Raw genomic sequence first — 13,792 nt, 5'->3', positions numbered from 1 at the left:
AAGTTTAGTTGTTTTCAGAGTAGCCAACAGCTTCTCCAATAAGGGTAGCCGTAGTACAATCGGTGATTTTTACATTCACAAAATCTCCTACTTTATAGTGTTCCTTAGGAAATACAACCACTGTGTTCTGGCTGTTTCTTCCTGACCAATGGGCATCTGATTTTTTTGATGATTTTTCAATCAAAACTTCCTCTACCTTGCCCAAGTGTTGCTCTGTTCTGTATAAACTATGTTGTTGTTGTAGATTTATAATTTCTTGCAAGCGACGCTTTTTGGTGGCTTCAGGGACATCATCTTCCATTTTTCTTTCAGCCATAGTTCCCGGTCTTTCAGAGTATGCAAACATGAATCCGAAGTCATATTTTACGTATTCCATCAAACTTAAGGTGTCTTGATGGTCTTGTTCAGTTTCAGTAGGGAACCCAGCAATCATGTCTTGAGAAATGGCACAATCTGGAATGAGGCGTTTGATGTTGTCAATCATTTCAAAATACTCTTCACGGGTATGCTGACGATTCATTTCTTGTAAGATTCTATTGCTTCCACTTTGAACAGGTAAATGGATATAATTGCAAATATTGTTATGCTTAGCCATGGTTTCAATCACGTCTAAAGTCATATCCTGCGGGTTAGAAGTTGAAAATCTAAAGCGCATTTTTGGTTGTGCTTTGGCGCACATCTCCAATAATTGAGAAAAATTAACGGCAGTCGCTTTTTGAAGATCAGATGCCTTTGAAAAATCTTTTTTCAATCCGCCTCCATACCACAAGTAGCTATCGACATTCTGACCAAGTAAAGTAACTTCTTTAAAGCCTTTGCTCCAAAGATCATTAATTTCTTCGATAATACTTTGTGGGTCACGGCTTCGTTCTCTACCACGGGTAAAAGGAACCACACAAAAAGTGCACATGTTGTCACATCCACGGGTGATGGAAACAAAGGCAGTAACTCCATTACTGTTTAATCTAACGGGAGCAATATCGCCATAAGTCTCCTCTTTAGAAAGAATCACATTAACGGCATTTCTTCCTTCATCCACTTCGGCAACCAGGTTGGGTAGATCCTTGTACGCGTCTGGGCCAACCACCAAGTCAACGATTTTTTCTTCCTCTAAAAACTTACTTTTAAGGCGTTCTGCCATACATCCCAAAACACCAACTTTCATGTTTGGGTTGATTTTTTTTACGGCATTATATTTCTCCAAACGTTTTCTAACGGTTTGTTCGGCTTTATCTCTAATGGAACAGGTGTTGACCAAAACCAAATCGGCATCTTCTAAGTTTTGGGTTGTATTAAATCCATTTTCAGAGAGGATGGACGCAACAATTTCACTATCACTAAAATTCATTTGGCAGCCATAACTCTCTATAAAAAGTTTTCTTTGGTTGCCTTCTTTCTGATCAAGGATCAGTTTTTCTCCTTGTTTGTTTTCGTCTATGATTTTCTCCATACTAAATGTGTAGAATCTATTTCTATCAATAAGAGTGCAAAGATAGGATTAATTTAAATATAGTGACATAATGGCAGAAGTTAAAATTCATTTAATTAGGAGGCAACCTTTTTGTTATTTTTACATCTAATAGATAAAAACCAACCATGAAAAAAGTCGTTTCCTTTCTGTCAATTTTTGTGCTCCTTGTTAATTGCGCTAATAACGATGATAGTGCACAATATGAGTATGTTAATGTGGCGCATCCCATTTTAATGTCTAAAATTGAGTTGAGAACTTCGGTAGAGGTTATGGGGCCGCAAGCTATTGTGGAATCTGGGAAAATTTACTATTACAACGGTTACATATTTATCAATGAAGATAATGCAGGAGTTCATGTGATAGATAACACCAATCCCTCTGATCCCAATTTAATTGCTTTTATCAAAATACCTGGAAATAAGGATGTTTCAATTAAGGATGGATTTTTGTTTGCTGATAGCTTGATTGATTTGGTGGTATTTGATATTTCTGACATGAACAATATTGAAGAAGTCAATAGATTAGAGGATGTTTTTAATGTTTACAATTATGATATACCCGAAGGAGCTTATATGGTTGATTTTGATTCTTACGATTACACCGAAAATGTCATTGTGGGATGGTATCTTGAGGAGGAACGAATTGAGTTGAATAGTGATACAGATTTTGGTGTCAATGGTCCTTTTATTGGTGCGGCAGAAAGTAGTAGTGACGTAGGTGTTGGTGGTTCTTTGGCTAGATTTCAAATTGTCGATAACTTCTTGTATACAGTAGGGGAGTATGAATTAAGTATTATTAATATTTCCAGTCTATCATCACCAGTTTTGGATGGTAGTTTTTATGCGGGTTGGAATATTGAAACCCTTTTTTATTATGAAGATTACTTATATATGGGAGGAAACAATGGCATGTTTATATATGATATTCACGATAGGACGAATCCCATTTTTATGTCGGAGTTTCTTCATTGGGAAGGCTGTGATCCTGTAGTGGTCGATGGAAATTATGCATATCTTACTTTAAGGGGCGGAAACCCATGTGGTCAAATGGAAAGCGTTTTAGAGGTCATCGATATTTCCAATAAACAGAATCCAACTTTAGTTGGGCAATATAGTCTCGAAAACCCATATGGCTTGGGATATCAGGGAAACAGTCTGTTTGTGTGTGATGGAACAGCCGGATTAAAAATATTTAACAAAGCCAATCCTTTGGAGTTACAGCAGCTTCAGAATTTTGAAGATGTTGATGGCCGTGACGTGATTCCTCTTGAAACCACTTTGTTATTGGTAGGGGATGGTTTTTTAAACCAATATGAATATTCTGAAAACTCTATAAATCTCTTGAGTACTTTTAGCTTTTAATTCTGGTTATTAGTTGTTTAACGATGAAATATTTATTAGTTTGGAGGTTGTAACTAACCTAAAACTAAATCGTTATGTCTGATTGGGTCCGTGCTAAAATTGAAAATGCTCCAAAACTTGATTTTGGAGATGTCTTTAACGACTCCGTAGCTTTATTTAAGAAAAGTTGGTTGCATGGTTTGATCATGCAGCTGGTAATTATTGCCATAACTATTCCAGTGGTGATGATTTTTTACTTTCCTATTATTGCTTTGGCTTGGTCAGAGTCTATTGATGGTAGATACAATGAAGAGGCTGTAGAGGCCTATTTGTCTGAAATGCCGTTGGGGATGATTTTCTTTTATTTTTTGGCTATTTTGGCGATTGCCTTAGTATCCCTGGCTATAAAAACAGCATTTTTCAGAATGTTGAAAAAACTGGATGAAAATGAGGAAGTGAAAACCGGGGATTTGTTCTATTTTTTCAAAAAGGAATATGTAGGTAAAATGATTTTAATATTACTGGTTACCTTAGGTCTTTCCATATTGTTTGGAATGTTTTGTGGTTTACCATTAATATATGCCATTGTGCCCATGTCTTTCTTCAATATCTTTTTCGCATTTAATCCCGAGTGGTCGGTAGGTGATATGATTACTAATAGTTTTGTGTTAGGAAATAAAAAATGGTTGATTTCCTTTGGGCTTATTGTGATCTCTTCCATATTGGCTTCTGTGATAGGATTTTTAATGTGTGGTGTTGGTGTTTTGGTGACTTCGGCGTTTACTTATCACCCTGTGTATGTCATTTATAAGAAAGTTATTGGATTTGATAATTAGATAATTTTAAATATGATAAATCTCAAATGTAAAGTCTGCAAAAGCAGACTTTTTTTATTGTCAAGTATGTAATAATTAAGGTGGAATCTATCGGCATAATGCAGAAAATTAGGATGATTTCTTTTTTTTCGCCTACATTTGTAGCCTTAAAAAGGTATTTATGGCAAAGAATTTAGTTATCGTTGAGTCACCCGCAAAAGCAAAAACTATTGAGAAATTCTTAGGAAAGGACTTCAAGGTTGAGTCTAGTTTTGGGCATATTGCAGACCTTCCTTCCAAGGAATTAGGGGTGGATGTTGACGGTGATTTTAAGCCAAAATATGAGGTTTCCAAGGATAAGAAAGCTGTCGTAAAAAAACTAAGAGATTTAGTGAAAAGCGCCGAAATCGTTTGGTTGGCAAGTGATGAGGATCGTGAGGGTGAGGCCATAGCTTGGCATTTGGCAGAAACCTTAAAATTGGATAAATCCAAAACCAAGCGTATTGTCTTTAATGAGATTACCAAGTCGGCTATCCAAAAAGCTATTGAAAACCCAAGAGGAATTGATTATGATTTAGTTGATGCCCAACAAGCAAGACGGGTGTTAGATAGAATTGTAGGGTATGAGCTGTCTCCGGTTTTATGGAAAAAAGTGAAAGGCGGATTGTCTGCGGGTCGCGTGCAATCTGTAGCTGTTCGCTTAATTGTTGAACGAGAGCGTGAAATTCAAGGATTTGAAGCAACGGCTTCATACAGAATAGACGCTGAGTTTTCAACGGAAGATGGACACACCTTTAAGGCCAAGTTGCCAAAGAACTTTGATTCTAAGGAAGAGGCATTAAAGTTTTTAGAGCAAAATGTGTCAGCTCATTTTGAGGTTGCCGATTTAGAGAAAAAGCCTGCCAAGAAATCACCAGCGGCTCCGTTTACAACCTCTACTTTGCAGCAGGAGGCCTCAAGAAAATTATATTTTTCGGTAAGTAAAACCATGACCATGGCTCAACGTTTGTATGAGGCGGGATTGATTACTTACATGAGAACCGATAGTGTGAATTTATCGGATGAAGCTCGTAAAGGAGCTCAGAATGAAATAGAAAAAGCTTACGGATCCAATTATAGCAAGCCAAGAAATTTTACGGGTAAAACCAAAGGGGCCCAAGAAGCTCACGAAGCAATCAGACCAACTGATTTTTCAAGGCATAGTGTTAATGTGGAAAGGGACCAAGCGAGATTGTATGATTTGATTTGGAAACGTGCTATTGCGTCACAAATGAGTGAAGCTGAATTGGAGCGAACCAATGTGAAAATCTCGGCAGATAAGCATCAGGAGCAATTTACTGCCAATGGGGAAATCATCAAATTTGATGGTTTCTTAAAGGTTTACCTAGAAGGGACAGATGAGGAGGATTTGGAACAAGAAGGAATGTTGCCTAACTTGAAAGTAGGTGAATCACTCCTTAATAATTATATAACAGCGACACAAAGATTTACACGCCCACCATACCGTTATACGGAAGCTTCTTTGGTTAAGAAATTAGAAGAGTTAGGTATTGGTCGTCCGTCTACTTATGCTCCTACAATTTCAACCATTCAAAACAGAAATTATATTGAAAAGGGAACTGTAGATGGAACCGAGCGTGAATATGTGCAGCTTACTTTAGCCAAAGATCAAATTAAAGATCAAACCTTGACAGAGAAGGTTGGGTCTGATAAAGGAAAATTAGTTCCTACGGATATTGGAATGATTGTAACAGACTTTTTAGTGAATCATTTCGATACTATTTTGGATTACAATTTCACCGCCAAGGTTGAGGAAGATTTTGATGAAATTGCCGGCGGTAAGGTGGATTGGTCTAAGATGATGAGGGAATTCTATAAGGACTTTCATCCTACTGTAACAGATGTTGAAGAAAATGCTGAAAGGGAATCTGGAGAACGCATTTTGGGTAAAGATCCGAAAACCGGAAGGCAAGTAAGTGTACGTTTGGGTAAATTTGGTCCTATGGTGCAAATAGGAACGGTTGATGAGGAAGAGAAACCGATGTTTGCCAGCTTAACGCCAGAACAACAATTGAACACCATCACTTTTGAAGAGGCTATGGATCTTTTCAAACTTCCTAAGAACTTAGGCGATTATGAAGGTGAAGAAGTGGAAGTCAATAATGGTAGATACGGACCTTATGTAAGACATGGAAAAACCTTTATCTCATTGCCTGCGGGTCAAGACCCTTTAAGTGTGGAAATGGAGGATGCCGTTGTTTTGATAAAGCAAAAACAAAAGGCAGACGCACCTATATATCATTATGAAGGTAAGGAAGTGACGAAGGGTAAAGGGCGTTTTGGGCCATTTATCAAGTGGAACAATATGTTTATTAACGTCAATAAGAAGTATGATTGGGATAATTTATCTGAAAGTGATATTGTTGAGTTGATAGAGGATAAAATCCAAAAAGAAAAAGATAAGTTAATCCATAATTGGGAAGCTGAAGGAATTCGTGTTGAAAAGGCCAGATGGGGACGCCACAATATTATAAAAGGAAAAACTAAGGTGGAATTGGCTAAGACTGTAGACGTCTCAGAAATGACATTGGAAGAAGCTAAATCTCATCTAGAGAAGGTAGCACCAAAGAAAAAAGCAACCAAGAAAAAAACGACAACCAAAAAGTAATAGAAGTAAATGAATTTTAATTTTCTTTCCCCTGTTTCAGAAGCTGTTTTGGCTCATAATGAATTGCTGTCAACCCAAGCCTTAGGAAAAAAAATTAAGATTTACTCAAAACAACAGGGCTTTCCAGATCTTGAAGGCGCAAGAATTGCCATTGTTGGTGTTCTTGAGAATAGAAATGATATCAATTATATAGGAGAGGAGTTTAACTTCAACGAAGTAAGAAAATCTCTGTATTCGCTTTTTCCAGGAAATTGGTCTTCAACCATTGTTGATTTGGGAGATATCAATAAAGGGGAATCGGTGGAAGATACTTATTTCGCCTTAAAGACTATTTTGGAAATTTTAATTCCCAAAAAAATCATACCTATTATATTAGGAGGGAGTCAAGATCTTACATATTCTAATTATAGAGCTTATGATTCTTTAGCTCCTATGGTCAATATCGTTAATGTTGATTCTAAATTTGATTTGGGGGATTCCCAAAAGCCCATTAAGAATGATAGCTTTGTTGGTAAAATTATATTAGACCAACCTTATAATTTGTTCAATTATGCTTCCGTGGGGTATCAGACCTATTTTAATTCTCAGGAAGAAATTGACCTCATGGATAAATTATATTTTGAATATTATCGCTTGGGACAGGTTTCAAAAGATATATCATTGGTAGAACCAGTTATGAGGGATGCTAATATTGTTACTATTGATTTGGGATGTATTAAAGCAGCTGAATTAAGTGAAAGACAAAAAGTGACTCCTAATGGTTTTGACGGAAAGGAGATATGTGCTATTACCAGATATGCCGGTATTAGCAACAAGGTGTCGTCTTTTGGCATTTATGAATACAAGCCTTCATCAAACGATGATATCACCTCCATGCTAATGGCTCAAATGATTTGGTATTTTATTGAGGGTGTCAATTACAGGGTGAAGGATGATGATTTCTCTGATGAAGATAGCTATCAAAAATTCATAACCTTGACAGATGACCAAGAGCTCATCTTCTATAAAAGTAATAAAACCCAACGTTGGTGGATAGAAATTCCATTTTTATCAAATGTTAATAATAAATTAAAAAGACATACGTTATTACCTTGCATGCACGAGGATTATTTGGATGCCTGTAACAATAAGTTACCAGACCGTTGGTTTAAGGCTTTTCAAAAGAACAGTGTCTAATTGCTGATTTGTTAATTATCGGAAATTTTATCGTTGAAATGCACAATTTTCACGACAAAGAGTATTTTTTTTTAAAAAAAAGTTGTTTTTTCGAAAATATATAAATATGTTTACGCTCTTTTAAAAATTAAGACTAAAAATTAACCTCGAGTTTTCTATGGATATGAAGAAGTTTATTTTACTAACCGCAACAGTAGCCCTGCTTTTTAGCTGTAACTCTGGAGATAGAGGACAGTTAGTTGGAGTAAAGGGTAAGAAATGGCACCCAGAAAAACCTTATGGGATGGAACTGGTTCCGGGAGGAGCCTTTATAATGGGTAAAGCCGACGATGATTTGGCCGGAATTAATGACGCGCCATCTAAGACAGTATCTGTGAGATCCTTTTACATGGATGCTACAGAAATTACCAATAGCGAATATCGACAGTTCGTTAATTGGGTGAGAGATTCCATCATCAGAACTAAGTTGGCTATTTTGGCTGACGAGGTGGGTGAAGCACCAGGTAACGGTGGAATCGGGGAATTTGCATTTAAAGATGCAGATCCAGAAAACATGACCGTATATGAGAAGTACATGTACGACAATTACAGTGGCTTAGGTCCAACTGGTTATGAAGGAAGAAAATTAAATCATGATGCAGATTTGATTTTTGATACTGATGACTACCCAGATGAATACTATGCTGAAGTAATGGATACGATGTATCTTCCTTTAGAGGAGTCTTACAACGGTCAAAGAACTTGGGATGTTACCAAGTTTAAATTCCAGTACACTCATATGGATATAGAGAAAGCTGCCAAAAACAAAGGTGAAAAGCGTTCTGACTATATCATAAAAGAGGAAGTTGAGATTTATCCAGATACCACTGTTTGGATTAGAGACTTTGCTTACTCTTACAATGAGCCAATGCACAATGACTATTTCTGGCATGATGCTTATGGGGATTACCCTGTAGTAGGTGTGTCTTGGAAACAAGCTAAAGCATTTTGTAGCTGGAGAACTCTTTATCACAATGCTTACAGAAAAGAAAGAGGAAGACACTTTGTGAATTCTTACCGTTTACCTTCTGAAGCTGAATGGGAGTATGCTGCTAGAGGTGGATTGCAAGCTGCAACTTATCCTTGGGGTGGATACTATACCAAAAATGATAGAGGATGCTTCATGGCAAACTTCAAGCCTTTAAGAGGTGATTATGCAGCTGACCAAGCTTTATATACGGTAGAGGCAAAATCTTATGAGCCAAATGATTACAATCTTTACAACATGGCTGGAAACGTGTCAGAATGGGTAAGCGCATCTTATGATCCTGCCTCTTATGAATATGTTTCTACTATTAACCCAAGTGTTAATGATGTAAACAACCAACGTAAAGTAGTTCGTGGTGGTTCTTGGAAAGATGTTGCTTATTTCTTACAAGTATCTTCAAGAGATTACGAATATGCTGATTCTGCTAGAAGTTATATCGGATTTAGAACCGTACAAGACTACATGGGTACAGATGTAACCTTAAATGCTAGCAACTAAAATTGTATACAATTAAAACTAAATTAATATTAAACTACCAAAAAAGTATTTTACTTAACTAAAAAACAAAAATTATGGCACAGAAAGGAAACTTATCAACAATGAATATGGTCTATGGACTAGGAGCTGCAGTTGTTATTATTGGAGCACTATTTAAAATCCAACACTGGCCCTTTGGATCCCTTATTCTTACTATTGGGATGATTGTTGAGGCTATCGTATTTACCGTATCAGCTTTTGAAAAGCAACAAGGAGAATTAGATTGGTCTTTAGTATATCCTGAATTAGCTGGTGGAGAGTCTACTAGAAAACTAGGAAAAAAAGAAGAGCCTAAAGATGCAGAAGGTATGTTGTCTAAAAAATTAGATAACTTATTAAAAGAAGCTAAAATCGACGCTGAATTAATGACAAGCTTAGGAAACAGCATCAAAAATTTTGAAGGAGCTGCTAAAGGAATTTCTCCAGCTGCTGACGGAATTGCTGCTACTAAAAAATACAGCGAAGAATTGACTATGGCTGCTGCACAAATGGAATCTTTAAACAGCTTATACAAAGTACAGTTAGAAAGTGCTAACCGTCAAGCTGCTATCAACGAAGAAACTGTAGAAAACGCTGCCAAACTTAAAGAGCAAATGCAATCATTAGCTTCTAACCTATCATCATTAAATGGTGTTTATGGTGGTATGTTGAACGCAATGGGAACAAAAGCCTAATTAGTATTAGCTATTAGAAACCCTTAATTTTTAATAACAAGAAAACTAATTAGATATGGCAGGAGGAAAATTATCTGCAAGACAGAGAATGATTAACCTTATGTACTTGGTTTTTATTGCGATGATCGCAATGACCATGTCCAAAGAAGTGCTTTCAGCATTCGGGTTAATGAACGATAAATTTGTTAGAGCTAACGAATTGGCAGCAACTTCAAACGAAGGTATGCTAGCTGGATTGAAGCAAAAAGCTGAAGAGAAACCAGCAGAATTCGGTGTAGCTGCTAACAAAGCTGAACAAATCAGCAAAATTTCAGAAGATTTTTTCAAGTTTTTGGAAACCCAAAAAGCAATGATTCTTGAAAAAGGAAAATTTGAAAGAGAAGAAAATGGAGAATTACCAGCCGAAAAAATGGATAAAGGTGATTTCCTTGACGAATACTGGTTTACGGGAGACCGTTTGACTAAAGAAGGTGAAGCTTTTATGGCTCGTTTAAACAAGTATAAAAGTGATATTAAAGAAATCTTAGGTGATGATGTAAAATATCAAACTGCTGTAGAAAACTTTGATCAACGTTTTAGTACTGCTGAAGTTACTAACAATGATGGTAAAAAGCTAAACTGGTTAGATTATCATTATAAAGGTTTCCCTGCAATTGCTTCTTATACAAAATTGACTGCAATGCAGAATGATGTTAAAGCTACTGAAACTAACATGTACAACCTTTTCTTAGGAAATACTTTGGATCAAGCTGTATCATTGAAAAATTATACTGCTATTGTAGTTCCAGACAAGAATGCATTTTTCGCTGGTGAAAAGTTCACAGGTAAAGTGGTTTTAGGTAAATATGCTACTGTAACTCCTACTAAATTGAGTGTTGAAGGTGAAAACTTAGACATGAATAGAGAAGGAGCAGTTGATTCTACTGGTGCTGCTCGTATCGAGTTTACTGTAGGAAATGTTGGTGAGCATGATGTTAATGGTCAGTTTACTTTCTTAGAAGATGGTAAGGAATTACCAATTGACTTCGCTGGGAAATATGTAGTTGTTCCTAGACCAAATTCAGCGACTATTTCAGCTGACAAAATGAACGTAGTTTATAGAGGTGTTGTTAACCCAATGACTATTTCTTTCGCTGGAGTACCAGAGCACAAAGTAAATGCTAATGCTGCCGGACTTAAAAAAGTTGGAAATGGGAAGTATGAAATGAGACCTGGTTCTGGTAGAGAAGTAACAATTAATGTTACTGGTACATTAGATGATGGTTCTGCAGTTTCTGATAAGAAAACCTTTAGAATTAAGGATATTCCAAAACCAACAGGTACTATCAGTGGACAAATGGATATCGTTAAGTTACCAAGAAGAAACGTTGAAATTGGAACAGTTGGAGCAATTTTAGAAGACTTCGACTTCGAATTACCAATTCAAGTAACGTCCTTTAAGGTAAAAGTTCCTGGTCAACCATCTGTTGCTGTAAGTGGAACAAAATTAAATTCTCAAGCTAAAAACGCGTTGAGTAGAGCTAGAAGAGGGGATAATATTCAAATTTTTGATATTAAAGCCCAAATCAATGGTAACTCTTCATACAAGTTAAAAGACGTTTCTCCAGTAATTGTAGAATTGGCTGACTAATTTGTAGAAGGGATTGATGACAAGCCCTAAATTTTAAAAATTAAAAAAATGAATTGTAAAAGTTTTTTATTAACCGTTATAGGCGTTTTTTCAATGTCAGCTGCTTTTTCGCAGGCTAATATTCTTAACGCTAAAAGTCCCGATGAGATAGGGGTAAAAACTGAGGCTCAAAAGTTAGCCGATGATGATAAGCCTTTAGAGTATGGTTATGTAGACGATAGAGACGTCTTGTATTCTAGGATGATTTGGGAGAAAGTTGTTCTTGATGAGCGTGTAAACTTTCCTTTATATTATCCTGTAGATACCATGAACATTGGTAAAGATAGAAGATCATTATTTGACGTTCTATGGAAAGCAGTGAATACTGGTGATATAGAAACTGTTTACGGTGATTCATATTTTACTAGTGAGCGTACTCTTAAAGATCTAGTTCCAGCTATGTCTAAAGTGGATACTTTGGATATTGGATATGATCAATATAACGCTGAAGGAATTGTATCTCCTGAGTATGTTACCAAAAGAGATATTTCTTCTTATGATGTAAGCGCTTATTTAATTAAAGGACTTTGGTACTTTGACAAGCGTCAAGCAGAAATGAAATACCGTATTTTAGGTATTGCACCGGCTGCTCCAGACGTTAACTTTATCGACTCTGAAGATGAAGCTAACAAAGAACCAATTCCGTTATTCTGGGTATTCTATCCAGATGCAAGAGGTGTTTTGCATGAAGCTAAGTCTTTCAATAATAAGAATAGTGCAATGCCATATTCGTATGATCACTTGTTAAACTCTAGAAGATTTAACGGGTATATATACAAAGAAGAAAATGTATATGGTGACCGTAAGGTTAACGAGTACATTGCAGAAAACGCTTTGATGCAATTATTGGAATCTGATAGAATCAAAGAGAAAATCAGAAACTTTGAATTGGATATGTGGGCGTACTAATAATTCCCACAACTCAATAAAATTTAAAGCCCACTATGTTTAGTGGGCTTTTTTTATGATGTAAATTTGCGTTATGGAAGTTGATTATCTTATTGTAGGTTTTGGGTTGGCCGGATTGGCGTTTTCTGAGGTATTGGAAACCCAGAATAAATCTTTTTGCGTTATTAGTGATGACTCTCAGCAATCTTCTAAGGTGGCTGTAGGACTTTATAATCCCGTTATTTTAAAACGTTTTTCTGGGGTATGGAAGTCCCATGAGCAATTAGCTTTGGCTTTACCTTTTTATCAAGCAATAGAATCAAAACTTGGGTGCAAAATTTTGGAGCCAATGCCTGTGTATAGAAGGTTTAATAACATCGAGGAACAAAATGCGTGGTTTGAGGCTATGGATAAGTCCGCTTTGCAGCCCTATTTGTCTCCTAATATTGTTAAAAACCATAATCTCAACATAAAAGCCGAATTTGGATTGGGTGAAGTTTTGCAGAGTGGTAGAGTGCATACTGAAAGACTTCTATCAAAATTTCAGTCTTATTTAATTGAAAAGAATGCCTATGAACACGAACGTTTTGACCATTCACAATTAGAGATTGTAGCGGGAGGTTTTAAATATGGTGAATTAAAAGCAAAACATATAGTATTTTGTGAAGGTTATGGGGTGACAAGAAACCCGTTTTTCAAAGATATCCCGCTTAATGGTACTAAAGGGGAAGTGATGGTTATTAAGTCATCAGATCTACAATTTGAGAGTATTTTAAAAGGGCCATGTTTTATTTTGTCAGAAGGCAATGATCTTTACTCTGTTGGCGCAACCTATGATTGGGAAAGCAAAACACATGAAGTTTCCCAAAAGGGAAGGGATGAATTGGTGGAAAAGGTCAAGTCGTTGATTTCATGTGAATTTGAGGTAGTAGACCAAAAGGCAGGGATAAGACCAACTGTAAAGGATAGAAGACCATTGGTGGGGGAGCACCCCATTCATAAATCCATGTTTGTTTTAAATGGATTAGGAACAAGAGGGGTGATGATAGCTCCTTATGTTGCCAAACAATTATTTGAAAGCATTGAATTAGGCATCCCTCTTGACGATGAAATCAATGTGAATCGGTATTCTTTTTAGCCCAATTTTTATTGTAATGCATAAAAATATTGATCCAAATATTGCGAGAAAGCCTCATAATGATTGGACCAAAGGCCACCAAGGTCAATACAATCGAAACAAATGCCGTTAGTAAACTGGTACCTATAAATACATAGCTTATTATAAAGGCAGCTACGGCAAAAGCAATTCCTACAGCATAACTCACATACATAGAACCGTAGAAAAATGAAGGTTCAAGCCTATATTTAGTATGGCAATGTGAGCAGTGATCGTTAATTTTCAATACATCTGGTAAGATGTAAGGGTTCTTATTGGTGTACATCGACTCCATTTGGCAAACGGGGCATGTTCCTGTAAATATGCTATATAGTTTAGTTCCTTTTTTTATCATTATTAATTCCGTTATT

General features: G+C 36.3%; 11 protein-coding genes. 9 read left to right on the top strand and 2 right to left on the bottom strand.

Annotated features, from left to right (window positions below; all coding sequences use genetic code 11):
* Nucleotides 1-4 precede the first annotated feature (4 nt).
* Entirely contained in the window at nt 5-1,450 is a 1,446-nt protein-coding gene (miaB, locus tag LOK78_RS12760; protein WP_232635163.1) for a tRNA (N6-isopentenyl adenosine(37)-C2)-methylthiotransferase MiaB, read from the bottom strand.
* Between the two features lie 146 nt (nt 1,451-1,596).
* On the opposite strand from miaB, the gene LOK78_RS12755 reads away from it, so the two are divergent.
* From LOK78_RS12755 to LOK78_RS12715, 9 genes are all read left to right on the top strand, one after another.
* Nucleotides 1,597-2,832 carry an LVIVD repeat-containing protein gene (locus tag LOK78_RS12755; protein WP_232635162.1) on the top strand — a complete coding sequence of 412 codons (1,236 nt, stop codon included), beginning with the start codon at nt 1,597-1,599 and terminating at the stop codon, nt 2,830-2,832.
* A 74-nt stretch (nt 2,833-2,906) separates the two neighbouring features.
* The gene (locus LOK78_RS12750) at nt 2,907-3,647 is read left to right on the top strand and encodes a hypothetical protein (protein ID WP_232635161.1); all 741 of its coding nucleotides are present in this window, start codon (nt 2,907-2,909) and stop codon (nt 3,645-3,647) included.
* A gap of 160 nt (nt 3,648-3,807) precedes the next feature.
* Nucleotides 3,808-6,294, top strand: coding sequence for a type I DNA topoisomerase (gene topA / locus LOK78_RS12745; protein ID WP_232635160.1), 2,487 nt, complete (start codon nt 3,808-3,810; stop codon nt 6,292-6,294).
* A 9-nt stretch (nt 6,295-6,303) separates the two neighbouring features.
* A complete protein-coding gene (locus LOK78_RS12740; RefSeq protein WP_232635159.1) occupies nt 6,304-7,470 on the top strand; it encodes a formimidoylglutamase in 1,167 nt (388 codons plus the stop codon).
* A 163-nt stretch (nt 7,471-7,633) separates the two neighbouring features.
* Nucleotides 7,634-8,995 carry a T9SS ring complex lipoprotein PorK/GldK gene (gene porK / locus LOK78_RS12735; protein ID WP_053970392.1) on the top strand — a complete coding sequence of 454 codons (1,362 nt, stop codon included), beginning with the start codon at nt 7,634-7,636 and terminating at the stop codon, nt 8,993-8,995.
* Between the two features lie 74 nt (nt 8,996-9,069).
* Nucleotides 9,070-9,708 carry a type IX secretion system motor protein PorL/GldL gene (porL, locus tag LOK78_RS12730; RefSeq protein WP_053970256.1) on the top strand — a complete coding sequence of 213 codons (639 nt, stop codon included), beginning with the start codon at nt 9,070-9,072 and terminating at the stop codon, nt 9,706-9,708.
* Nucleotides 9,709-9,763: 55 nt separating this feature from the next.
* Nucleotides 9,764-11,338: a type IX secretion system motor protein PorM/GldM gene (gene porM, locus LOK78_RS12725; RefSeq protein WP_232635158.1), complete on the top strand. Its 1,575-nt coding sequence runs from the start codon at nt 9,764-9,766 to the stop codon at nt 11,336-11,338.
* Between the two features lie 48 nt (nt 11,339-11,386).
* On the top strand, nt 11,387-12,286 hold the full coding sequence (gene porN / locus LOK78_RS12720) for a type IX secretion system ring subunit PorN/GldN (protein WP_053970254.1): 900 nt from the start codon (nt 11,387-11,389) through the stop codon (nt 12,284-12,286).
* Between the two features lie 73 nt (nt 12,287-12,359).
* On the top strand, nt 12,360-13,403 hold the full coding sequence (locus tag LOK78_RS12715; protein ID WP_232635157.1) for an NAD(P)/FAD-dependent oxidoreductase: 1,044 nt from the start codon (nt 12,360-12,362) through the stop codon (nt 13,401-13,403).
* Here LOK78_RS12715 and LOK78_RS12710 read toward each other — a convergent pair.
* Nucleotides 13,378-13,776: a DUF983 domain-containing protein gene (locus tag LOK78_RS12710; protein WP_232635156.1), complete on the bottom strand. Its 399-nt coding sequence runs from the start codon at nt 13,774-13,776 to the stop codon at nt 13,378-13,380. The two genes, LOK78_RS12715 and LOK78_RS12710, sit on opposite strands and share 26 nt — an antisense overlap.
* Between the last annotated feature and the right edge of the window lie 16 nt (nt 13,777-13,792).

The sequence above is a fragment of the Mangrovimonas futianensis genome (assembly GCF_021245805.1).
Classification (GTDB): Bacteria; Bacteroidota; Bacteroidia; order Flavobacteriales; family Flavobacteriaceae; genus Mangrovimonas; species Mangrovimonas futianensis.
Note: the sequence above shows the minus strand (reverse complement) of the source record. Positions and strands in the feature narration are given on the sequence as shown.